Source organism: Paenibacillus sp. KS-LC4 (assembly GCF_036894955.1).
In the GTDB taxonomy this organism is placed as follows: Bacteria; Bacillota; Bacilli; order Paenibacillales; family Paenibacillaceae; genus Pristimantibacillus.
On the sequence record NZ_CP145905.1, the window covers coordinates 3,549,562 to 3,571,704 of the forward strand.

The 22,143-nt window shown below is 49.0% G+C and carries 22 protein-coding genes; 7 read left to right on the forward strand and 15 right to left on the reverse strand.

Annotation, left to right across the window (positions count from 1 at the left end):
• From hmpA to V5J77_RS14930, 3 genes are all read right to left on the reverse strand, one after another.
• A complete protein-coding gene (gene hmpA / locus V5J77_RS14920) occupies positions 1-1,257 on the reverse strand; it encodes an NO-inducible flavohemoprotein (RefSeq protein WP_338556831.1) in 1,257 nt (418 codons plus the stop codon).
• A 383-nt stretch (positions 1,258-1,640) separates the two neighbouring features.
• The gene (locus V5J77_RS14925) at positions 1,641-2,657 is read right to left on the reverse strand and encodes a glycoside hydrolase family 43 protein (RefSeq protein ID WP_338551625.1); all 1,017 of its coding nucleotides are present in this window, start codon (positions 2,655-2,657) and stop codon (positions 1,641-1,643) included.
• A 42-nt stretch (positions 2,658-2,699) separates the two neighbouring features.
• The gene (locus V5J77_RS14930) at positions 2,700-3,125 is read right to left on the reverse strand and encodes a DoxX family protein (protein ID WP_338551626.1); all 426 of its coding nucleotides are present in this window, start codon (positions 3,123-3,125) and stop codon (positions 2,700-2,702) included.
• 150 nt (positions 3,126-3,275) lie between these two features.
• On the opposite strand from V5J77_RS14930, the gene V5J77_RS14935 reads away from it, so the two are divergent.
• Positions 3,276-4,793 (forward strand): methyl-accepting chemotaxis protein, encoded by a 1,518-nt coding sequence (locus V5J77_RS14935; RefSeq protein WP_338551627.1) that lies wholly within the window; start codon positions 3,276-3,278, stop codon positions 4,791-4,793.
• Here the strand turns inward: V5J77_RS14935 and V5J77_RS14940 are convergent.
• Positions 4,771-5,661 carry a LysR family transcriptional regulator gene (locus V5J77_RS14940; protein WP_338551628.1) on the reverse strand — a complete coding sequence of 297 codons (891 nt, stop codon included), beginning with the start codon at positions 5,659-5,661 and terminating at the stop codon, positions 4,771-4,773. The genes V5J77_RS14935 and V5J77_RS14940 overlap by 23 nt on opposite strands.
• Before the next feature lie 121 nt (positions 5,662-5,782).
• On the opposite strand from V5J77_RS14940, the gene V5J77_RS14945 reads away from it, so the two are divergent.
• Positions 5,783-6,880 carry a branched-chain amino acid aminotransferase gene (locus V5J77_RS14945; RefSeq protein ID WP_338551629.1) on the forward strand — a complete coding sequence of 366 codons (1,098 nt, stop codon included), beginning with the start codon at positions 5,783-5,785 and terminating at the stop codon, positions 6,878-6,880.
• 162 nt (positions 6,881-7,042) lie between these two features.
• Here V5J77_RS14945 and pdaA read toward each other — a convergent pair whose 3' ends face one another.
• The 4 genes from pdaA to V5J77_RS14965 form a co-directional block, all read right to left on the reverse strand.
• A complete protein-coding gene (gene pdaA / locus V5J77_RS14950; protein WP_338556833.1) occupies positions 7,043-7,828 on the reverse strand; it encodes a delta-lactam-biosynthetic de-N-acetylase in 786 nt (261 codons plus the stop codon).
• An 83-nt stretch (positions 7,829-7,911) separates the two neighbouring features.
• Positions 7,912-8,817, reverse strand: a complete 906-nt coding sequence (locus V5J77_RS14955) for a sigma-70 family RNA polymerase sigma factor (protein WP_338551630.1) — start codon at positions 8,815-8,817, stop codon at positions 7,912-7,914.
• Positions 8,818-8,882: 65 nt separating this feature from the next.
• The gene (locus tag V5J77_RS14960) at positions 8,883-9,329 is read right to left on the reverse strand and encodes a carboxymuconolactone decarboxylase family protein (RefSeq protein ID WP_338551631.1); all 447 of its coding nucleotides are present in this window, start codon (positions 9,327-9,329) and stop codon (positions 8,883-8,885) included.
• 147 nt (positions 9,330-9,476) lie between these two features.
• The gene (locus V5J77_RS14965) at positions 9,477-9,665 is read right to left on the reverse strand and encodes a hypothetical protein (RefSeq protein ID WP_338551633.1); all 189 of its coding nucleotides are present in this window, start codon (positions 9,663-9,665) and stop codon (positions 9,477-9,479) included.
• Between the two features lie 133 nt (positions 9,666-9,798).
• On the opposite strand from V5J77_RS14965, the gene V5J77_RS14970 reads away from it, so the two are divergent.
• Positions 9,799-10,128, forward strand: coding sequence for a helix-turn-helix transcriptional regulator (locus tag V5J77_RS14970; RefSeq protein ID WP_338551634.1), 330 nt, complete (start codon positions 9,799-9,801; stop codon positions 10,126-10,128).
• A 35-nt stretch (positions 10,129-10,163) separates the two neighbouring features.
• Here V5J77_RS14970 and V5J77_RS14975 read toward each other — a convergent pair whose 3' ends face one another.
• Complete coding sequence (locus tag V5J77_RS14975) at positions 10,164-10,739, reverse strand: phosphatase PAP2 family protein (RefSeq protein WP_338551635.1); 576 nt, start codon at positions 10,737-10,739, stop codon at positions 10,164-10,166.
• Positions 10,740-10,887: 148 nt separating this feature from the next.
• Between V5J77_RS14975 and V5J77_RS14980 the strand changes: the two genes are divergently transcribed.
• The 3 genes from V5J77_RS14980 to V5J77_RS14990 are packed head-to-tail and all read left to right on the forward strand — an operon-like array spanning position 10,888 to position 13,833.
• Positions 10,888-11,754, forward strand: a complete 867-nt coding sequence (locus V5J77_RS14980) for a class I SAM-dependent methyltransferase (protein WP_338551636.1) — start codon at positions 10,888-10,890, stop codon at positions 11,752-11,754.
• Positions 11,754-12,521 (forward strand): RluA family pseudouridine synthase, encoded by a 768-nt coding sequence (locus V5J77_RS14985; RefSeq protein WP_338551637.1) that lies wholly within the window; start codon positions 11,754-11,756, stop codon positions 12,519-12,521. Before V5J77_RS14980 ends, V5J77_RS14985 begins: the two co-directional genes overlap by 1 nt.
• Complete coding sequence (locus V5J77_RS14990; protein ID WP_338551638.1) at positions 12,505-13,833, forward strand: CapA family protein; 1,329 nt, start codon at positions 12,505-12,507, stop codon at positions 13,831-13,833. Before V5J77_RS14985 ends, V5J77_RS14990 begins: the two co-directional genes overlap by 17 nt.
• 163 nt (positions 13,834-13,996) lie before the next feature.
• Here the strand turns inward: V5J77_RS14990 and V5J77_RS14995 are convergent, their stop codons facing one another.
• Positions 13,997-14,401, reverse strand: coding sequence for a MarR family transcriptional regulator (locus V5J77_RS14995; RefSeq protein ID WP_338551639.1), 405 nt, complete (start codon positions 14,399-14,401; stop codon positions 13,997-13,999).
• Between the two features lie 204 nt (positions 14,402-14,605).
• Between V5J77_RS14995 and V5J77_RS15000 the strand changes: the two genes are divergently transcribed.
• On the forward strand, positions 14,606-14,773 hold the full coding sequence (locus tag V5J77_RS15000; protein ID WP_172455590.1) for a hypothetical protein: 168 nt from the start codon (positions 14,606-14,608) through the stop codon (positions 14,771-14,773).
• Here the strand turns inward: V5J77_RS15000 and gyrA are convergent.
• From gyrA to V5J77_RS15025, 5 genes are read right to left on the reverse strand one after another with little or no spacing between them, the layout of a single operon-like run.
• A complete protein-coding gene (gene gyrA, locus V5J77_RS15005; RefSeq protein ID WP_338551640.1) occupies positions 14,764-17,217 on the reverse strand; it encodes a DNA gyrase subunit A in 2,454 nt (817 codons plus the stop codon). The genes V5J77_RS15000 and gyrA overlap by 10 nt on opposite strands.
• Positions 17,218-17,229: 12 nt before the next feature.
• Positions 17,230-19,200 carry a DNA topoisomerase IV subunit B gene (gene parE, locus V5J77_RS15010; RefSeq protein ID WP_338551641.1) on the reverse strand — a complete coding sequence of 657 codons (1,971 nt, stop codon included), beginning with the start codon at positions 19,198-19,200 and terminating at the stop codon, positions 17,230-17,232.
• 57 nt (positions 19,201-19,257) lie between these two features.
• Entirely contained in the window at positions 19,258-20,244 is a 987-nt protein-coding gene (locus V5J77_RS15015) for an ABC transporter permease (RefSeq protein ID WP_338551643.1), read from the reverse strand.
• Positions 20,237-21,196 (reverse strand): ABC transporter ATP-binding protein, encoded by a 960-nt coding sequence (locus V5J77_RS15020; protein WP_338551645.1) that lies wholly within the window; start codon positions 21,194-21,196, stop codon positions 20,237-20,239. The genes V5J77_RS15015 and V5J77_RS15020 overlap by 8 nt, the downstream gene beginning before the upstream one ends.
• A 14-nt stretch (positions 21,197-21,210) precedes the next feature.
• Positions 21,211-22,023, reverse strand: a complete 813-nt coding sequence (locus tag V5J77_RS15025) for a GDSL-type esterase/lipase family protein (protein ID WP_338551646.1) — start codon at positions 22,021-22,023, stop codon at positions 21,211-21,213.
• Positions 22,024-22,143: the final 120 nt, after the last annotated feature.

Below are 22,143 nucleotides of genomic sequence, written 5' to 3' on the forward strand. Positions count from 1 at the left end.
TTAAATGGTATCGGTTGTTTCCTGCTCCTCGCCCTGCCCATCGTTCAAGCTTTCAGCCGGACCAAAAAACTCAAAATGAATATCGGAATCCTGAACGTCAAACACCCGCAGTGCTCGATTGATCATTTTCATAAACGGCTGTGGTCCGCAAAAATAAAAGCTGGCATCCGTCGTCGGAATAGCTGTGCGAAGCCATGGAAAATTGATCAGCCCTTCCTTGTGGTAATCTCTAAGCGCCTTGTCATGTGCCGTTGGCTGCGTATAACAGAAGAAGACGGACAATTGCGGGTGACGGCCAGCCAGCGCGATTACCTGCTCCTTCATCGCGTGCGTGTCTCCATTCGTGGTCGCATGGATAAAGGTAACCTGTCGCTCTGGATTAGCTTCTACTACAGCATGCAGCATACTCATCATCGGTGTCAGCCCAACGCCGCCGCTAATGAGCACGACAGGCCGCGTATCCTCCAAATCCACGGTGAAATCGCCAGCCGGTGCTGACAAATGAACGATATCTCCCTCGCGCAGTTGCTCGTGCAAAGACACGGACACCTTGCCGGCAGGCTGGCCATCCCGCCCGTCCTCGCGTTTGACTGAAATGCGGTAATAAGGCTTGCTTGGCGAGTCCGATAAGCTATATTGGCGAATATGGGTATATTCATCATTCGGCAGTTCCCTCTTCATGCTCACATATTGCCCAGCTTTAAAGCCTGCAATTGCACCGCCGTCCTCCGGCAGAAGGTAGAAGGATGTAATGTTGTCGCTCTCCTGAACCTTTTTATTGACCACAAAAGCCCGGAACCCTTCCCAGCCGCCATGCTGCTGCTTTGCCTGCTTATACATTTCCTTCTCCACGCCGATAAACGCATCAGCAATGACACCGTATGCTTCAGCCCATGCCTGCAAAATATCATCCGTAGCCGCATCGCCCAGCACATCCTTGATTGCAGCTAATAAATATTTTCCAACGATCGGATAATGCTCGGGCATAATGCCCAAGCTTCTATGCTTATGAGCAATTTGCTTCACGACTGGCAAAATAGCAGCCAAATGATCAATATGAACAGCGGCGGCGTAAACCGCATTTGCAAGAGCATTTTGTTGCTTGCCTTGTTTTTGATTGGCATGGTTAAAAATATGAAGCAGCTCCGGATGAGCCGCAAACATCGTTTCATAGAAACGCTTCGTAATGGTCGTGCCGTGGACTTCCAATACAGGAACAGTAGATTTAATTGTAGCAATGGTTTTCTCGCTCAGCATCATCGCACTCTCCTCACAGGTTTCAGTATCCTTCAAACTTGATCTTCACCAGTATAAACAAGGAATGCGTTTTTGATTGTGATTGAAATCACAATCAAAAATGCTGAATTGTGACCGTTTCCCTATGGGTTAGTCGGGCAGCGGCTGGATTCGAGCCATTTTTCAACCATATAGCGTTTTTTGTCACATTTGACGTCAATCATTCACGTTTTAGACAATCGTTAGACAAAGTTCTTTAAGGTTCGACTAAGGTTTTGTTTATATAATAATAACTATCAACCCCACAGTTGATCATATAACTAGGACAGGCCCACAGCGATGTGGGCCGCTTTTTTTTGAAAATATAATATAGGAAAGGCTATATATAACGCTGCCATCCTTTCTCACACCTGAAAATCTGGTTTGCCATCCTCTGACCAATGCAGCTGCTTAATGAACGTATGACGATTCGGATCATTGAGCGGGTCGCCCTCAATCTCCTTATAAATGCGGGCATGATACACGAATACATCCGTCTCGCCATCCTCCGCTACAGTGAAGCTGTTATGGCCTGGTCCATATTGCCCGCGCTCCTCATCCGTCTTAAATACCGGCTCCGGCGATTTTGTCCACGAAGCAGCAGCAAGCAGGTCGCTTTCCTCCGATGCCGTTAGCAAGCCAACGCAATAATTAAAATCGGTAGCGCTTGCCGAATAGCTGATGAAAATACGCCCGCCCCGCTTGATGACCGCTGGTCCCTCATTCACCAAATAACCGATTTTTTCCCAATCGTATTCCGGGGTTGAAATCATAATCTGAGTCCCGCGAATCGTCCAAGGATTTTCCATCGCCGCGATGTACAGGTTTGTATTGCCTTTAATCGCCGGATCATTTTGCGCCCAAACCAGATAACGCTCTCCCTTATGCTCAAACGTCGTAGCATCCAGGTTAAAGGACTCCCAGTTCATTATGATTTTGCCCTTCTCCGTCCATGCGCCCTCCAGCGGATTAGCGCTTTCATTTTCAAGGACATAGGTACGATGAGCAAAGCTTGCATCCGTCCTGCCCGAAGCAAAATAAATGTACCAGCGGCCGTCGATAAAATGAATTTCCGGCGCCCAAATTTTCTCGCTCATCTCGCCGCTCTCATGCTTGTGCCAGATCGCAACAGGCTCCGCATCAGCAAGCCCTGCAATCGTCTGCGAACGACGCAGCTCAATATAATGATAATCCGGCTCTGTCGCCGTAAAATAATACCAGCCATCTACATGCTTATAAATCCACGGATCCGCGCGCTGTAGAACGATTGCTTTACCTTCATTTTGCTTCAATTGCGTTGAAATTGGTTGTAAACTCTTCGATAAATTTGTCTCTTCCGTCTTTTCTCCATTTGGCAACTGCATCAATCCAACCTTTCTCATCAAGTTCACCCATATGTATTTGGTCACACAAATCGTAAAAGCTTAGGCTTCCTCTGACTGGACCCTTCTTCTGCCGCCGTGAAACACATTGTCGAGCGATAGCCAGCTGCTGCCATTCATCATCAAATGGACACAGCAGGCAAAGAGCAGCAAATCGATTTCAAAGCCATTAATTAAGCCGCTTCCACTCGTTACATACAAGAACGCTACAATCATTTGAATGGCGAATAGGGCCGCAAAAATTTTAGTTTCAAGGCCGAGAATCAATGCTGCTCCGCCTACTACCTCAAGTGTTGCTATCACATAGGCGAAAAATCCCGAAATGCCAAAGGTATTGAACATCGTCGAGACGCTATCCATCCCCATAACAAACTTGTCAACACCGTGAAATAAGAAAATAATCCCCATTACGATTCTTAATACAAAAGATCCAATTTCAAGCCTTTTCAAATGCTTTTGTTGATACACGCCTTCAGCTCCTTAGTCCTTAAGAATCACAAAAATAGTATTAACGGTACAAAATGATTATATTGTACAATAACATTAACTGACAACAATAGTTATTTTACGACAAGAAACTGCCGAGAAATCATTCTATACCTATCAGGAGGAACTGCGGTGTACGACTTTAAATCTGAATTCAATCAGTTGCTAACCTTTACGCTTCGCAAAAAAATCATGGCCGGATTTTCAATCATTCTCGTCTTGATTATCGGTTTGTCAGGCCTCTCCTATTTTGAGCTTAATGTCAAGGATAAGGATTATGCCGCATTGAAGCAAAGCATCGTTAATACAGAGAGACAACAGCTTCTGGCCGATGCGGCTGCCGCAGCCACAAATTCTGGAGCATCCGATAAAGTCACCGAATGGCTTGATTATGAGCAGCAACAGCTGAACACCCTTCTTCAGGACGACCGTTCGGAGAAAAACGCTAGCGCTGCCGAACTGCTTTTTCCACTTCTAACATGTCTCATTATATTACTTGGCTTAATTGTGGCAAGAGCCATTAGTCATTACATAGCAGAGCCTGTCGTTCGTATATCGCGAAATATTGAACAAATCGCCGACGGCAACTTACTCGTTTCTGAGCTGACCTTGAAGCAAAATGACGAAATTGGTGAAACGGCCAGGGCCATCAACCGCATGAAGCAATATTTATTGCAGCTCATCGGACAAATCAACCAAGGGGCTGAGCAAGTAGCTGCCTCTTCCCTGCTTTTACATGACGGCTCGGAGAAAAATACAGCAGCCGCGAAGCAGCTAACGGCTCATATCATTACGATATCTGGGCAAGTCCAGCAGCAGCATGAGGGCATGCTGGGTGCACGTCATAAAGCTGAAAGCAACTTCGAACGGGCTGAAAGGATAAAGCAGTCCGCGGACATCAGCCTTAATGCTTCTTCCCTAGTCGTTCAAGAGGTAAATTATGGCGGCTCCGTTATTGAGCAAACCGTCATACAAATGGAGAAAATAAAACATTCGACGGAGGAGACCTTCGCGATTATTCATCAGCTCTCGGCAAGATCGCAGGAGATTGGCGCCATTGCCGATGTGATTACCGCAATTGCCAGCCAGACGCATCTGCTCGCTTTGAATGCATCAATAGAAGCGGCCCATGCTGGCGAGCAAGGCAAAGGTTTTGCCATCGTTGCAAGCGAAGTGCGCAAGCTCGCAGAGGAAGCTCGCGTATCCGCAGAACAAATCTTCGAGCTGATCGCCAATATTCAAAAGGATACGAATACCGCCTCCCATTCGATTGGCGTAGGAATTGAAGAAACGGATGCGGGCATGAAGGTTGTCCAGCAGGCCGGCCAGTCGTTCCGTAATATCGACGCTTCCGTACAGGAGGCGACGCTTCATATTGGAGAAATTACAGCGGCCGTCAGCCATTTTGGCGATGACTCGCGCACGATGGCTGATTTGTCGGAACGCCTGGCTACGATGTCGCAAAGCATTGCCGAGGACATTCGCAACATTTCCTCCTTCTCGGAGGAGCAAATGGCGACCGTTCAGCAAATGAGCGCTTCATCAGAAGCGTTAACCTCGCTCTCTACTGAGCTGCGGGAGGAAACGCGCAAATTCAAAATAACGCCTAAAGAGCCCGAAGCGGCGGCTATTGCTGAAACATTTGAATAAAATGACGAGAGGCATTGGAAAGATAACGATTTTTAAGCCAAACGATACCGACATCAGATTGAAAATCTGTGTCCGTGATCGCCAGCATGCGAATCGCTGGCAGCGGGAAAGAGGCCATGACCGATTTTGGAAAGACGGTAACGCCGATTCCAGCTGCCACAAGCGCCATTATAATGGCAACGCTGGAGCATTCGCATATAATTTTTGGCTCAAAGCCGTGAGCGCGGCATTCAATCATCACCTTCTCATGCATCGCCGTTGTCCGCTCTGTCTTGAGGGCAAGAAACGGCAAATCCTTTAGCTCGCTCATCTGCATGGATTGCTTGCGTGGATCTGTGCTCCACTTCGAAGGCAGTACGGCAACGAACGGATCGGATGGCAGCGGCAAAATCGAGTAAGGCAAGGAATCAGACGCCGACTCAAACGGAAGTCTGGCAACGACAAGCTCAATGCTGCGCTTCTCGAGCTGGCTGCCGAGCAAATAATGATCGCCCTCCCAAATTTTAAACGTCACCTCGGGATGCTTGTCTCGAAACCGCTCAATGACAGGCGGCAGCAGCGAAATGCAGGAAACGACCGAGCCAATGGGCAGCACGCCCTGTATGCCCGCATCGAGCTCTCTCACCTCCTGCATCGTTTCATTAAATTGGTTGACTAGGCTTTCCGCCTTATCGCGCAGCAGCTCTCCCGCGTGGGTCAGCACTAGACTTTTGCCATTGCGGTCAAATAAAGTGACGTTCAGCTCCTGCTCCATTTGCTTTAGTTGTCGACTCAGCGGAGGCTGCTCCATATTCAGCAGCTTGGCGGCGCGCGTAATTTGCCCCTCCTTGGCAATCGCCAGAAAGTATTTGAGCTGACGTATGTCCATATGCATTCTCCTATACCTAAAAAGTATGATGATCCGACAAAACAGATATTATCAATATACTTGGTTAAGTGGTACGATTCAACTAAACGATTATCACGTATATATGTGGGAGGATTCTAAAATGAGCAAACCGATTGCCATTGAATTAACTGCTACCAAAAAAACAAAGCCCCAAACCGATCAATTAGGGTTTGGAAAACATTATACCGATCATATGTTCATAATGGACTATGAAGCATCGAAGGGCTGGCATAGCCCAAGAATCGTTCCTTACCAGCCGATTACGCTCGACCCTGCCTCCAAGGTGTTCCATTACGGACAAACGGTGTTCGAAGGTTTGAAAGCGTATCGCACAGATAACGGCAACATATTGCTATTCCGTCCAGAAGAAAACTTTAAACGGCTAAACCGCTCTAACGAACGTCTGAGCATTCCGCATCTTGACGAGGAAATTGCACTGGAAGCTTTGAAGCAGCTCATTATTGTTGATCAGGACTGGATTCCTAATGAGGATAAAACATCTCTATACGTCCGCCCGTTCATTATTGCGAATGAACCATCACTTGGTGTAGCCCCGTCGCAAAACTACATGTTTATGATTATCCTTTCGCCAGTCGGCTCGTATTACGCGGAAGGCATTCATCCGGTGAAGATTTTTGTAGAATCCGAATATGTACGTGCGGTTAAAGGCGGCGTCGGCAATGCCAAAACAGCCGGCAACTATGCCGCAGGCCTGAAGGCTCAGGAAGAGGCAGCAGCTAAAGGCTGTACGCAGGTTTTGTGGCTGGACGGTGTTGAGCGTAAATACGTAGAGGAAGTTGGCAGCATGAATGTCTTTTTCAGCATCAATGGCACTATTGTAACCCCGGCGCTGAACGGCAGCATTCTCGACGGCATTACGCGCAAATCCATTATTGAGCTGCTTCAATCGTGGAACATTCCCGTTGAGGAGCGCAAGCTGTCCATTGAGGAGCTTGTCGAGGCTTATCATAACGATACGCTGGAGGAGGCTTTCGGTACGGGTACGGCCGCGGTTATTTCTCCAATTGGAGAGCTGCATTACCTCGATGAGCAGCTGCTGCTGCGCGGCGGTAAGACAGGACCGTTGTCACGCAAGCTGTATGAGACGTTAACAGGCATCCAAACGGGCGTCATTGCCGACCCATTTGGCTGGACCGTTGAACTTCCAAGTGCCCAATATACCGCTGGAACAAAATAACATTTATCGGCGCTCTTCTTGCGCACAGCATGCCTTTTATACAAATAAAACCAACCCCGTGCTGCACTAACTAAGCACGGGGTTGGTTTTATTTGTATGTCTTCCATTTTTACTCATCGTATTCGGCTGCCGCCCTTCCACTTGCAATGCAGCCAGCAGCTATTAATAGCTGCGACTCGTCAGCTGATCCAAGCTTTTGAACGTATAGCCTTGTGCCCTCGCACCGTCTATAATGGCTCCTAAAGCCCCCGCATTGTCGGAGGAAACCGAATGCAGCAATATAACGGCTCCGGGATGAAGCTGGCGCATCACTTGGTCCTGAGCGTATGCCACGCCCTTCTGGCTGTTAATGTCCCAATCCTTGTAGGCAACCGACCAGAATACGCTTGTATATCCAGCTTGCTTGCTTACTGCAAGCACCTGATTGCTGAAAATGCCTCTTGGCGGTCGCAAATACGCCATTTGCTGCTGGCCCGTCAGCAGTGCCGACTGCTCCTCCACCTTTTGGAGCTCGCTCTGGATTTGTTCTGAGCTTAACTGTGTCATATCCGGGTGGCTCCAGGAATGGTTGCCCACGATATGCCCTTCCGACGCCATACGCTTAATTAGCTCCGGCTGATCTTTAATGAAATGACCCGTTACAAAAAAAGCGGCAGGAACACGCTTGGCCTTGAGCGTATCCAATACTTTGGCTGTATAGCCATTTTCATAGCCATTATCGAAGGTTAGATAGAGCTCCTTTTGCTTCGTATCGCCGAGGAAAATCGCCCCATTTTGCTGGACGATGCCTTTAAAGCCCTCCTCATTAATGGAAGGCAGCTGTCCTCCTGCGCTTTTCTTAAACCCAAAATGATAAACCCCCGGCTGCGCCAGCGCACTGCCCATGCCAAGGCAGCCTAGCCATACAGCCAAGCACAGGCTTAGCAGTCGGAGTGTTATACGCTTCATCATGCTGTTCCTCCTCATTCATTTGCTGCTTACTAAGCTTTATGTTCTGCATCCAGCAAGCAAATTATGAGTAGAGCCCCACATTAAATAAGCGATAGCTTATCTGGATTATACATCGTATAAATACGCTTGATACGGCTGCCGGCCTCCGTATGAACCCATTCCAGACATATTACCGCCTGTACAGCCTTTTCACGGCGAAATACGAGCGCTGGCTGCCCATTTATAATGGAGATAGATAGGCTCGCAGCGTGCAGGCTGTGCGTAGACATTCTCCGCAGCAGGATGACAGCGCGGCGTGCGCTAATAACGGGCCGTCTCACAGCAGTAACTTTGCCCCCGCCGTCGGTGATCAGCACAGCATCTTGCCGCATCAACGCAAGCAGCTTTCCAATATCAGCCTGTTCAAATGCGGCAACAAACGGCTCCAATGCAGCTGCGTCCACCATCAGCTCTCGCTCGTCAGCATGCGATTGTGGAAGCTGGCGGTACAGATCAAGCGCCTGCTTGGCACGACTCAAAATTTTGCGGCAGTTTGCCTCTGACTTGCCTACCAGCTCCGCAAGCTCCTCGTAGCCAAAGCCATAGCCTTCACGCAGCACAAATACGGCACGCTCTAATGGGGATAAATGCTCCAGCATGACGAGCATCGCATAGCTGATCGTTTCCCTGCGCGCAAGCTGCTCCAGAGGCTCATCGTCATAATCGCCGCTCCATGGCTCTGGCAGCCATTCACCGACATAAGCTTCTCGCTTGCTGCGGGCAGATTGCAGCACATTCATGCAGCGATTGACCGTCATTTTGCACAAATAGGCTTTGACATTACTCAGCGGATAAGGCTCCGCTGACTGAAGCTTCACAAAAACATCCTGAACGACATCGTCCGCCTCCTGACGTGATCCAAGCAGCTTGTATGCAAGCGAGCTAAGCAGCGACTTATAATCCGCATACCACTCTGCGACTTTCCACAATATCTGTGTATCCGCCATCTCGCTTCCCATTCCTCCTTTCCCTAATCAAAAAAAACCAAATATAGCATTTCTATACTATTCCTTTAATCAAAGCAGCCAGGAAACATGCTGGTTGAAATGGCCATTCGATTCCAGCTGTTAATCGTAATAATGGCTAAAATTAATGCAGCATATTCCGCTTCATCATAATAGTCTCTCACCCGATTGTACAGCTCATCCGGCACTCCTGCTTCCGAAACCTGAGTCACATGCTCGGTCAATTCCAGAACGGCACATTCCTTCTCCGTATAAATGGGCGCTTCTCGCCATACGCTTAGCAGCAAAATGCGCTGCATGCTTTCACCCTTGTTCATAAGATCCTCACTATGCATATCCAGACAAAAAGCACAGCCGTTAATTTGCGATGCCCGAAGCTTAATAAGCTCATAGGTGATAGGATCAATGCCAGAGCTTGATGCTGCTTTCTCCAATTCCATCAACGCCTTAAATACAGCTGGGTTCGCCGTGCGATAGTTTATTCTTAATTTCATTTTTAATTCCTCCTGGAAGATAGGTGTTTTTCGGTTCTCATAAGATAAGACAATCCAGTCTCCGTTTTTGTGACAATCAAAAGCAAAAAAAACCGAGCTTTACGCGTAAAGCGTAAAATCCGGTTTCTTCTTGCCTCTCCCGACAAGCTATTGCTTCTCTAATCGGTACGTATGACCGCAGAAGGAGCATTTGAACAATATACCGTTCTCGCCCATGATCCAGCTGATGCGATCATCGTCCTCCGCTTCCAAATATTCTCGTCCCTGATCATCTCGATCTCCGGTTGCGAACAGTCCGGTCTGATTGCCGCAAACACATTCAAAGGTTAGTACCACTGTTTTTCGCCCTCCCTAAATACAAATATTCCCTGCTAATTTCGCTAAAACTATTGACAATGATACATTTTGTATCATAAATTAATAGTTAAGCTTGTATTATTATTTCAGCTTTTTTGAAGGAGCCACTAAAATGACGATGGGAGACCGATTGAAGGAACTCCGCCTGCAAAAAAATCTTTCGCAAGAAGCCGTTGCCCGTGCAATCGGGATCACTCGCTCAGCTTACAGTCATTACGAAATTAACAATCGCCAGCCTGTATATGAGACGCTAATTAAGCTCGCCTTCTATTTTCATGTGACGACGGATTATATTATTGAAGGTGAAACCCGCCAGCAAGAGGCTGGGCTAGCCAGAGAAGAAACGCAAGAGCTGCTGCGGCTGCTGAATCATATGGATGAAGATAAGCGCAAAGCATCCATTGACAAGATGCTTAGTGTACTACGCGAATCGGAATCATGATTAGCCGTCTGGTCTGAATGCCCTTGCCGCCTGCTTTAGCGGCGAGCCGTCAGAATAGCCATCATAAGTGCGAGGATAGCAAAGCTGGCTGCGAACCCGCCAATAATGTCGGTTGCATAATGGACGCTGAAATAGAGCCTCGAGGCGCCCATCAATAAAATAAGCAATGCTGCGATTACATAGCTGATCCGCTTCGTCGTTTGACTGAGCCAGACATCCCTTCCAATCCATATAGCTGCCAGCCCGTAAAGCGAAAGCGCCAGCATCGCATTTCCGCTTGGGAAGCTTGCGCCAGCTGCCTCTATACCCCAAGCCTCCTCTGGCCGGCCTCGGCCAAAGGCCATTTTGGCCAACGTATTCGTTATGTATACAAGTCCAGTGCCCATTATAATGGGTGCTGCTTTCAGCCAGCCGCTGCGCCAGCCGAACCATGCAAAAAGCGCAAAAGTCGCTGCAATAATAAATAACGAAGAACCTAAATAAGATACCGCTTTGAAAAAAGCTGTCCAGCCTTCTCCCCGCATTTGCTCAGCGAATGCGGCTATTTCTTTGTCGAGCTGTGACGGCTCTGTACGTGAAGCCAGCTGTGCTGTTATTGCAAATAGAAGCACACTTGCGGCAAATCCAGCAACCCATCCCCAAAATCCCTTTCGAATAAATATCCTCTCCTAATTGCTTCAACTTGTTAGCTTCGCTATAATAAGCGTTGACCTTAATATTATAATACAAATTTTAAAATTGGGAAGGAATACTAAAATCATGTACGTATCAGATAAATGGAGAGATTACGAGGTTATAGATACAGGAAATGGAGATAAGCTGGAGCGCTGGGGCTCCTATATTTTGCGCAGACCAGACCCGCAAATTATTTGGCCGATAGCGAAGGAGAATGGCCTGTGGAAAAAAACCGATGGCCACTACCATCGCAGCTCCTCAGGCGGCGGCGAATGGCAGTTCAATTCCCAGCTGCCTGAGCGCTGGACAATTTCATATGGAGAGCTGTCCTTTCATATTAAGCCGACAAGCTTCAAGCATACGGGGCTATTTCCTGAGCAAGCGGTAAACTGGAGCTGGATGATGGACAAAATTCGCACGGCAAACCGTCCGATTCGCGTGCTGAATCTTTTTGCCTATTCCGGTGGAGCTACGGTTGCCGCTGCGGCAGCCGGTGCAGAGGTTGTTCATGTGGATGCCTCCAAGGGCATGGTGCAGTGGGCAAAAGAAAACGCTCAGCTTTCCGGGCTTTCCGATAAGCCGATTCGTTTCATTACCGATGATGTATTCAAGTTTGTGCAACGCGAGCAGCGTCGTGGCCGGCAATATGATGCTATTATTATGGACCCGCCATCCTATGGACGCGGCCCGAATGGCGAGACATGGAAGCTGGAAGAGAACCTGTTCCCGTTCCTTGAGTTTTGCACGACGATTTTATCCGATAATCCATTATTTATGCTCATTAATTCGTACACGACGGGATTATCCCCTTCCGTGCTTCATAATCTGCTCCATATGACGATGGCGAAACGCTTTGGCGGAGCTATTCATTGCGGCGAAATCGGCCTGCCGATTACCGCATCCGGGCTTAATCTGCCTTGCGGCATATTGGGCCGCTGGGAGTCTGTCTAATGGCAGGCTCCTCTGGGGACAGCATTGGCGAAATTCCAGTGCTGTTTGAGGACAATCATATATTGGCCGTTGTAAAGCAGCCGGGCATTCCCTCCCAAGAGGATCACACCGGTACGCCGGATATGCTCACGCTGCTCAAACGCGATTTAAAAAAACGCCACAATAAGCCGGGAAATGTATTTCTCGGCCTTATTCACCGGCTTGATCAGCCTGTAGGCGGCGCCATGCTGTTCGCCAAAACCTCCAAAGCGGCCTCGCGGCTCTCCGAAGCTGTACGCAGCCGAAATTTTGGCAAAACCTATGTGTGCGTCGTACATGGCAAGCCTCATGCCGCAAGCGGCAAGCTTCGCCACTTTATACGCAAGGATGCGAAGCTGAATCAAGTGACCGTATTCAAGCAGGAAGCGCCTGAGGCGAAGGAGGCTGTGCTGGAGTATACTGTTATATCCAGTACAGACCGTTATTCTTTGATAGCGGTCATGCTGCATACGGGTCGGCCTCATCAAATTCGCGCGCAAATGGCCTTTATTGGCTGCCCGCTTGTAGCTGACCGCAAATATGGAGCGCCGCAAACGAGCGGCGTTGCCGATATCGCGCTGTGGTCTACTTCCGTTTCGGTTTCCCATCCTATAACGAAGGAGCACGTCTGCTTCCGTTCCATCCCTTATGGCTCGAAAGCTTGGGGCTGGTGGCCGCAAGCTGAGCTCAAAGCCGCAGCAGACGTTTACTTGGCTGAAGGAGATTCCGCATATGCGCCGAAGGACTAAAATTCATCTTGCCGTCAATTTGCTCCTGCTGCTGCTCGCAGCAGCAGGACTCCTTATAATTTTTTACCCGACGCTAGCAAGCTCATTACCGTTTACCGCTCATTTTACTGCTAACAGCGGCGATTCCTCGCTGGAAGTGGCGTCGGAAGCAGGCGCCGGCGCACAACAGTCAGCAGCTCCTAGTGCAACAACCTCCCCTGTGCCTTCATCTGATCCATCACCAGTACCTACAACAACGAAGGAAGCCGCCTCTCCCCTACCCAGCCCTTCTAATAGCTATCAGGAAGCGCTATGGGTCGCAGTTGGCGATATTATGATGCACTCCCCGGAGCTGCCTGGCGCTTATAATAAGAAGACGAAAAGCTATAACTTCGATCCTTTCTTTCAAGATGTAGAGCCGATATTGAAGGAAGGCGACTGGGTTTTGGCGAATTTAGAAACGCCTGTTGCCGGATCAGCATTCGCTTATACGGGTTACCCGACGTTTAATGCGCCTGTTGCCCTGCTTGATGCGCTGCAAAACGCCGGCTTCAACATATTGACCAATGCCAACAACCATGTGCTCGACAAAGGCGAGAAAGGGCTGCTGCTGACGCTTAAGCATATGAAGGAGAAGGGCTTTATTACAAAAGGCTCCGCCGCCACACAAAAGGAAGCGGATACAAATATGATCGTCGAAAAAAACGGGATTCGCATGGGGCTGCTCGCATACACATACGGTACGAACGGCATTGCTATTCCTAAAGGAAAACCTTATATGGTTCCGCTAATTGACGAGCCAAAAATGATAGGTGACATTAAGAAGCTGAAAAAAGCAGGCGCTGATTTCGTTACGGTGGCGCTCCATTTTGGAACGGAGTATCAGACGAAGCCAAATGAGGAGCAGAAGAGGCTTGCCCGCAAGCTGATTGCGGAGGGCGCCGATATTATCGCCGGCTCGCATACGCATGTTATTCAGCCCTATGAGGTGCTGGAGGCTACGGATGACAACGGGCGCGAGCGCCAAGGACTTATTATTTATTCGATGGGCAATTTTATTTCCAATCAACGTGGAGACACGAAGGATTATGGCGTTATTTATCAAGTGCTTATCCGCAAAAATAACGGGGACGGCAGCATCCAGCTTGCCGATATTGAAGCGATTCCGACTTGGGTTTACCGCTACAAGCCAGATCATCATTATCGCTATCGCATATTGCCTGTCGAGCAAACGCTTGCGGAGCAGTCAAGCAAGCTGCTCACCCCGGATTTATATGCTTCTCTGAAAAAAAATCTCACCCTGCTGCGAACTCGGCTCGAGTCCATGTCCTAAGCGTCGCTGCTGCAACGGGCAGGCAAAGAAGCTGACGGAAGGATGAGCATGAATAGGCGTTGCTGTCCTAAGACGGCAACGCCCGTTTCATGTACAGAATATAGTCCCGACGTCTTCCTTTACTCGCCTGTTCACTTGCCTTCTGCAATGGCCAAACTATCTATTATCTATTCGCTACCTTGCCTAATAAGTAAACAAGCAGCTGCTGATTATGAGAGGAAATCCGATCCAGCGCTTCAGAAATGAGCTTTGTGCGTACTTCCTTGCCACGCTGTGCCTCTGATTTCCCTTTGCTGGAAACAGATATCCATACAATTCGTCTATCAGCTGTATCTCTTGTACGTACAATTAGTTCATTACGCTCCATACGATCGAGCAAAGTAGTAATCGCTGCCGGTGTCGTGGCCAAATGCTGCAATAGATCAGATGGCTTCATCGGTTGGTTCTGCAGCAATAAATCCAGCACATTTAGCTGACCTTCAGTGAGCGGCGCCAGCCCCTCTTCCAGACCTGTCCTCCATTCTCTGCTTAGCTTCGTCCACAATCGAGTAAATTCATCAGAAACCATTTATGCACCCGCTTCCTGTCCCATTTCTCTTTAATTCCAATTATACCATCCGAGATTGTCGAATAAAAGGTTAACCCAATTAATAATTTCCCTCACAAACTGCGATATACCCGAACGTTTTGACAAGAGTAGACATACAATGAATCTGGGCGCTTTCCCTATTTCGCCATCCACAATCCACAGCCTCATAAGGAGTGAACCTCAATGGACAACGAGAAAGCCGAAATTATTCGCAAAATTAAAGCTTACGGCATAATAAAAAACCCACAATGGCTCGATCGCCCGGATGAGCTCGTACCATTGTGGGTTATGCTGGATGCGATGATCCAGTTAATTGAACGCTTTGATCCGCCTAATCGCCCTTATGATTGAATGATATCAGATGGACGGACGATGACCGCTGATATGGCATCATTTTTCTCAAGTGGAACGATCGCTCGACCAATCGATCTGCGATCATCAATTGGCGATTTCTCCGTCGTTAGCGGCAGCTTAGCGCCGGATGACGTGAGCGCTACGAGATCAATCGCTTCCTTGCAATAAACAGCATACACAATTGCCGAGCCATTCGGCTTCACGCGCTTGCCTTCTTTAAATTCAAATGTCTGAACGCCTTTGCCGCCTCTGCCCTGAACAGGGTAATCCAGCAGCAGCGAGCGCTTGGCATATCCAAGATCGGAGACGACGAATAATTCTCCTTCGTCCTCGGAGACCCATTCCGCTGCGATCAGTTCATCGTCTTCCTTCAGCTGCATGCCGCGTACGCCTCCAGCGACACGGCCCATCGTGTTCACTTCGCTTTCGGAGAAGCGAATGCTCCAGCCCTGCTTGCTCACAAGCATTAGCTGCTTCGTGCCATCGCTTGGCATAATTTTAATGACCTCGTCGCCCTCAGCTACCTTGCAGGCCGCAATCGCAGTTGAGCGCGTTGACATATAATCCTTGAGTTCAGTCCGCTTCACCTGTCCACGCTTCGTTACAAAGACGAGAGAAGCGCCTGGAACATTAAAATCCTTCACGGGAATGACGCTAATAATCGCATCATCCTTCGGTATAGGAACAATATTGACGATTGCAGTCCCTGTATCCTTCCATTTAAACTCTGGAATTTGATGAACCGGCAGCGTGTAATATTGCCCTTTTTTCGTGAAGAGCAGCAAATTATCTATCGTGTTGACGGCGTACAAGCCGCGGATAATATCGCCTTCCTTAACGCCGGCATTGCTAACCTCTCCGCCGGAACGCGTGAAGGACAGCATGCTTGTCCGCTTCATGTAGCCTTCATTGCTCAAGGTGACGAGCACTTCCTCAGGCGTAACCATTACCTCAAGGTTAACCTTAAGCTCCTCAACCTCTCCTTGAATATCGGAACGACGGTCCATTCCGAACTTCGTATGAATTTCCATCATCTCGTCACGAATGACTCCGATCAGCTTCTTATCGCTGTTCAGAATACTGCGCAAATAGGCAATGCGCTTCATGACTTCCTTATGCTCTTTCTCCAGCGACGTAATTTCCAAATTCGTCAGACGATACAGCTGCAACGTCAAAATCGCATCCGCCTGGCGCTCGCTGAACGCAAACTTCTGCACGAGATTTTGCTGGGCATCGGCACGGTTTTTCGACGCTTTAATCGCAGCGATCACTTCATCAAGCAAATTTAGCGCCTTCACAAGCCCTTCCAGCACATGAGCACGATCCTCGGCCTTTTCCAGATCATATTGCGTACGGAAGGTTACAACTTCCTTCTGATGGGCAATATACGCATCAAGCATTTGGCGAATGCCAAGCTGCTGCGGCGTTTTATTCACGATAGCGACCATATTAAAGCTATAAGCAACCTGCAAATCGGTCTTTTTCAGCAAATAGGCCAAAATGCCGTTTGCATCCGTATCCTTCTTCAGCTCAATTACGATTCGCAGGCCGTTCCGTCCACTCTCATCGCGAACCTCCGCAATGCCTTCGACCTTTTTCTCCAGACGAATATTTTCCATTGCCGTCACAAGACGTGATTTGACGACCTGATAAGGAATTTCAGTGATCACGATTTGCTGGCGTCCGCCACGCATATCCTCAATCGCTGTTTTGGCGCGCAAATAAATGCGGCCTTTGCCGGTCGCATATGCATCGCGTATGCCTTCCTCACCCATAATGAGTCCGCCCGTTGGGAAATCAGGCCCCTTAATAATATGCATCAGCTCTTCGAGCGTCGTCTCAGGGCGGTTCATAACCGCGATACAGCCATCAATGACCTCACGCAAGTTATGGGGCGGGATTTCAGTCGCAAAGCCGGCAGAGATGCCGCTGGCCCCATTTACGAGCAAATTGGGATAGCGTGACGGCAGCACAACCGGCTCTTTCGTCGTATTATCAAAGTTATCCTTGAACATAACCGTACGCTTATCAATATCTCTCAGCAGCTCAATAGCCAGCGGAGATAAACGAGCTTCCGTATAACGCATCGCCGCTGCGGGATCATCATCCATAGAGCCCCAGTTGCCGTGACCGTCAACGAGGATATGCCCCATTTTCCAAGGCTGCGCCATCCGCACCATGCCTTCATAAATTGACGAGTCGCCGTGTGGATGATAGTTGCCCATTACATCTCCGACTGTTTTGGCAGACTTGCGATATGGCTTGTCCGGCGTATTGCCGGAATCGTACATCGCGTACAAAATACGCCGCTGTACCGGCTTCAAGCCATCGCGCACATCGGGAATCGCGCGGTCCTGAATAATATATTTAGAGTAGCGGCCGAAGCGGTCGCCCACGATTTCTTCAAGAAAAGCTGGAAGAAACTGTTCCAAAATGCTCATGCTGCTTGCCTCCTATTCCTCATATTCCGCAAAATCAACATTTTCCAAAATCCAGCGCTTGCGTGGATCAACCTTGTCGCCCATCAGCGCAGACACACGGCGCTCCGCCTTCGCAGCATCCTCGATCTGCACTTGCAGCATCGTCCGCGTCTCCGGATTCATCGTCGTTTCCCACAGCTGCTCCGGATTCATCTCGCCAAGTCCTTTATAGCGCTGAAGCTCAAAGTTTTTGCCGAATTCCTTTAAATAATTTTGCAGTTGCTCATCCGTCCACGCATAACGCACCGTCTCCAGCTTGCCGGATTTCCGCGTCAGCTTGTAAAGCGGCGGCTGAGCAATATATACGCGTCCGCTGTCGATGAGCGGCTTCATATAACGATAGAAGAACGTCAGAAGCAGCACCTGAATATGGGCACCGTCCGTATCGGCATCCGTCATAATAATAATTTTGTGATAGTTGCATTCCTCGGAATCAAATTCCGGGCCTACGCCTGCGCCAATCGCGGCGATGATCATTTTATACTCGTCGTTTTTCAAAATATCATGCAGCTTGGCCTTCTCCGGATTCATCGGCTTACCCTTAAGCGGCAAAATCGCCTGATGCTTCGAATCACGCCCCTGCTTGGCCGAGCCGCCCGCCGAGTCGCCTTCGACGATAAACAGCTCATTGCGCGTCACATCCTTCGACTGCGCCGGCGTCAGCTTGCCGCCAAGATTGGAGCTTTCGCTCTTCTTCTTGCCGCTGCGCATATCCTCGCGCGCCTTGCGCGCCGCTTCCCGCGCCTTCGAAGCCTGAACAGCCTTCTTGAGCAGCAGCTGCGCTACCTGCGGATTTTCTTCGAGAAACACTTGCATTTTCTCCGTTACAATGGCATCAACGACGCCACGAGCAGACGCGCTCCCAAGCTGATCCTTCGTCTGCCCGACGAATTCCACCTCAGACATCTTGATGTTGATGACCGCCATCATGCCTTCTCGCAGGTCATTGCCTTCCAGGTTTTTGTCCTTCTCCTTGAGCATCGCGGTTTTGCGCGCATAATCGTTCATGACGCGCGTATACGCAGTCTTGAAGCCCGTTTCATGCGTACCGCCGCCGCGTGTAGGAATGGCATTAACGAATGAAGCCAGCGTTTCCGTATAGCCATCATTGTATTGAAGCGCCACCTCAACCTCAATTTCCTCACGCTCGCCAGCAAAATGAATGACTTCATGCAGCACCGACTTATCCTCGTTGAGAAACTCAACAAATTGACGCGCCCCGCCTTCATAATGGAAAACATCGTTTTTGCCGCTGCGGTCATCCTTAATCGTCACCTTTAGCCCTGAGTTGAGGAAGGCGATTTCCTGCAGCCGTTCCGCCAAAGTATCGTAATTCAGCGTAGTTCCAGCCTGAAAGACGCGTCCATCCGGTTTAAAAGTAACCTTCGTTCCCGTGCGTGACGTCGTTCCCGTTACAACAAGTCCCGTTGTCGGCTCACCAACATGCTCCTTGCCATCCTCATCTACCCAATATTCGAACCGAAGCTTATGTATTTTTCCATCACGGAAAATTTCCACTTCCAGCCATTCGGATAGCGCATTTGTGACCGATGCGCCGACGCCGTGCAGGCCGCCTGATTTTTTATATCCCCCGCCGCCGAACTTTCCGCCTGCGTGAAGGATCGTAAATACAACCTGAGGCGTTGGAATTCCGCTTTTGTGCATCCCTGTCGGAATGCCTCGTCCATTGTCATAGACCGTAATGGAGCCGTTTTTGTGCAAAGTTACCTCAATGGCGGAACAAAACTTTGCCAAATGCTCGTCGACAGCATTGTCGACGATTTCCCAAACGAGATGATGCAGCCCTGAGCTGCTCGTAGAGCCTATATACATTCCCGGACGTTTCCGTACGGCTGTCAAGCCTTCAAGAATCTGTATATCATCGGCTTCATAATTTCGATCCGCAGCCGGTGCTTGTGTAAAAACATCTGTATGCTCTGCCATATGCGCCCCCCTTATCTGCAGCACTTGTTACTACGGTTACCGTATCTTCAAGCTATTTTAATTCAAGATGTCCTGTTTAGTAAAGACGCTGAACGAGACAATAAGCCCCGCAATCGCCCAAATCGCAAGCACGATAAGGGAAAAAGAAAATGACATTCCCTCAATCGGCGGCGGCGACCCTTCCAAATATGCCGGTAAATTGAGGTTCACGGCGAATAAATATTTGGCATTTTCCCATGAGGAGGACATGCTCGAAAGGATGGTTCCTGCAATAACGGAAGCCATCATAATGACCATGCTTGCCGCTGTGCTTCTTACAAGAACCGACACCATCAAGGCGAGAATCGCTACCGTCATGGCGGACAGCCATACGAGTCCCGTCTGCATGAGCATATACAACCACTGGGGCACAACATGCACAAAGCTTGTGTCAACCTCGCTGCCATTGATTATAAAACCGGTAAAGATTGGCAAGCCCCAGCCTCCATAGCCGAAAAACATGCCCGATATCAAATAACAAAGCAGCACCATCACGCCGACAAGCAGCGATACATAAAGCGTAAGCGCCGCAAGCTTGCTAAACAGCACCTTCCATCTGCGAACCGGCTTGGTCAGCAGCATTTTGATCGTTCCGGTGCCGCGTTCGCCGGATACGAGATCAGAGGCAATGGTCAAGACAAGCAGCGGAATAAACAGCCCAACCGCATTATTCATAAACTCCCGCGTGAACGTCACGCCGTTCGGGCTGCTCGGATTGACATCATGATCTAAATAATATTGGAGCTGCTGTACGGCTATACGCTGCTGTTTTTTCCACTCCTCAGGAATCCGATTGCTCGACAGCCTGTTTTGCATATCCGTAATTTGCTGCAGCACCTCGTTGCGCCAGTCAGCAAACTTGTCTTTATTGTTCTGGGCTACGGTTAACTGAGCATACGTGAACATTGGAATAATAACAAGGAGTACGAGGATAATGACGAGAAACCTTCTTTTTTTCCACATCTTCAAGGTTTCATTCTCGGTCAGAAGCAGTAGTTTATGCAAGGCTTTTCCCCTCCGTCATGTTCAAAAACAATTCTTCCAGTGTAGGAGCGGCTTTGTGCACCCCTTCTACGCTAATGCCCGCTGCCACGAGCCTCTTCACGGTACCTGCAATATCCTCCAGCGGCATCGTTGTCACGACGGCACCCGGCATGCTGGCAAGCACGCTTTCATCAATACGGTGCTCCTCCTCCGAGACGATGGCTGCCTTGCCGCCTTGCAGCAGCAAAGCAATCCCTTGCTCCCGAGGCTCCAGCTGCCATAATACATACGTTCCAGCCTGCTGCACCAGCTCGTCCACCGAGCCAACGGCAAGCACTCGGCCTTTGTTGATAATGGCTACTCTATCGCACATCAGTTGAATTTCACTTAGCAAATGACTTGAAATAAACAGGCTGATGCCTTCGCCGGCAAGCATTCGCACAAAAGCTCTCAGCTCCTTGATACCTAGAGGATCAAGCCCATTTGTCGGTTCATCAAGTATAAGCAGCTTCGGACGTCCTAGCAACGCTTGGGCAATGCCTAAACGCTGCTTCATGCCGAGCGAGTATGTTTTGACTTTTTCATGAATACGCTCTGTCAAACTGACGATTTCAACAACCTCGCTAATTCTCGCCTCATCCACATCATTAAGCATATTGGCAAAATACTGCAAATTGTCCCAGCCCGTCATAAATCCATACATTTCAGGGTTTTCTACAATGCTCCCGATATGGCGAAGCGCCAGCTCCGGCTGCTTCTGGACATCATGCCCGCAAATTCGTATTTGCCCGGAGGTCGGCTTAATCAGATCGACCAGCATGCGAATCGTCGTCGTTTTGCCAGAGCCATTCGGCCCAAGGAAGCCAAAAATTTCACCCGCTCGCACCTCGAAGCTGACATCGTGAATAATTTGCTTGCCGCGAATTTTTTTGCTTAGATTTGTCACTTGCAGCACTACATTTGTCTGTTCCATAGCGACTCCTTCTGCTACAACGCCTGCACGAACCGCTGCGCAATTTGTTTGTAACCTTCATGATTCGGGTGAAAATGATCGGAGGACAAGTAGCTGCCAATCCGTTCCTCAAATAAATCAAATGTCGGTACCATCGTCATATTCGAATAGCCGTGCAGCATTTCATAAGCTCGTTCATTCCACTTCTGCACCTGCAAGCTGCCATCCCGCAGCTCTTTCACATCAAAAAACGGATTATAGAGGCCCATATAAATGACGCGGGCGTCCGGATTAATCCTGTGCAGCTCCGACAGGACATCATTCAGCCGCTTCAAGCCCTCCTCAAGCCCCTTCTCTACCTGCTCCAGCGACATGCTTTGATCGGCTCCGGCAGAAGTGTTGGACTCACCAGCTCCCTGAAGCGATTGAAACAGGTCATTGCCGCCAATCGTCAGCAAAATGACATTGGCCTGCTGAAGCGCATAGGCAATGCCCTTATCCGTCTTTAAATTTTCTGCTAGCTGGTCGGCTCTCAGGCCGCTAATGCCCAAATTGTTGACGAGCTCCGCTTGCTTGTCCGGTTCAGCAGCCAAGCTATCTACGACCTGCTTAACATAGCCCCCGCCTGTAGAATCACCAACACCCTTGGTCAGAGAATCGCCAATCGCTACAATGCGAAGCTGATTTTTCTCAGGCGTCTGGTCTGGAAGCACCGTACCCTGCGGCTGTGCGGAAACAGAGGGAAACAACTGATCCTTAATCGAATAACCAATGCCTGCAAGCATTAATATCGTGATTAACAGGGAGCAGCTTCCAATTATAATGCCTAATCTTTGAGATGAACGCATCGCTTGTTTCTCTCCTTTTCACAATCATTTACAAATGATGGGCGATGTATAAGTTTTTCGCGCCAATGGTCGTACACACAAGCCATTTTCAACCTTGATTCATATTCATACGTTAACCAT

What these genes read in the sequence shown, in the direction of transcription:
- hmpA (WP_338556831.1), bottom strand. Translation starts at nt 1,257, where the DNA reads ATGCTGAGCGAGAAAACCATTGCTACAATTAAATCTACTGTTCCTGTA.
- V5J77_RS14925 (WP_338551625.1), bottom strand. Translation starts at nt 2,657, where the DNA reads ATGAGAAAGGTTGGATTGATGCAGTTGCCAAATGGAGAAAAGACGGAA.
- V5J77_RS14940 (WP_338551628.1), bottom strand. Translation starts at nt 5,661, where the DNA reads ATGGACATACGTCAGCTCAAATACTTTCTGGCGATTGCCAAGGAGGGG.
- V5J77_RS14945 (WP_338551629.1), top strand. Translation starts at nt 5,783, where the DNA reads ATGAGCAAACCGATTGCCATTGAATTAACTGCTACCAAAAAAACAAAG.
- pdaA (WP_338556833.1), bottom strand. Translation starts at nt 7,828, where the DNA reads ATGAAGCGTATAACACTCCGACTGCTAAGCCTGTGCTTGGCTGTATGG.
- V5J77_RS14955 (WP_338551630.1), bottom strand. Translation starts at nt 8,817, where the DNA reads ATGGCGGATACACAGATATTGTGGAAAGTCGCAGAGTGGTATGCGGAT.
- V5J77_RS14960 (WP_338551631.1), bottom strand. Translation starts at nt 9,329, where the DNA reads ATGAAATTAAGAATAAACTATCGCACGGCGAACCCAGCTGTATTTAAG.
- V5J77_RS14970 (WP_338551634.1), top strand. Translation starts at nt 9,799, where the DNA reads ATGACGATGGGAGACCGATTGAAGGAACTCCGCCTGCAAAAAAATCTT.
- V5J77_RS14980 (WP_338551636.1), top strand. Translation starts at nt 10,888, where the DNA reads ATGTACGTATCAGATAAATGGAGAGATTACGAGGTTATAGATACAGGA.
- V5J77_RS14985 (WP_338551637.1), top strand. Translation starts at nt 11,754, where the DNA reads ATGGCAGGCTCCTCTGGGGACAGCATTGGCGAAATTCCAGTGCTGTTT.
- V5J77_RS14990 (WP_338551638.1), top strand. Translation starts at nt 12,505, where the DNA reads ATGCGCCGAAGGACTAAAATTCATCTTGCCGTCAATTTGCTCCTGCTG.
- V5J77_RS14995 (WP_338551639.1), bottom strand. Translation starts at nt 14,401, where the DNA reads ATGGTTTCTGATGAATTTACTCGATTGTGGACGAAGCTAAGCAGAGAA.
- V5J77_RS15000 (WP_172455590.1), top strand. Translation starts at nt 14,606, where the DNA reads ATGGACAACGAGAAAGCCGAAATTATTCGCAAAATTAAAGCTTACGGC.
- gyrA (WP_338551640.1), bottom strand. Translation starts at nt 17,217, where the DNA reads ATGAGCATTTTGGAACAGTTTCTTCCAGCTTTTCTTGAAGAAATCGTG.
- parE (WP_338551641.1), bottom strand. Translation starts at nt 19,200, where the DNA reads ATGGCAGAGCATACAGATGTTTTTACACAAGCACCGGCTGCGGATCGA.
- V5J77_RS15020 (WP_338551645.1), bottom strand. Translation starts at nt 21,196, where the DNA reads ATGGAACAGACAAATGTAGTGCTGCAAGTGACAAATCTAAGCAAAAAA.
- V5J77_RS15025 (WP_338551646.1), bottom strand. Translation starts at nt 22,023, where the DNA reads ATGCGTTCATCTCAAAGATTAGGCATTATAATTGGAAGCTGCTCCCTG.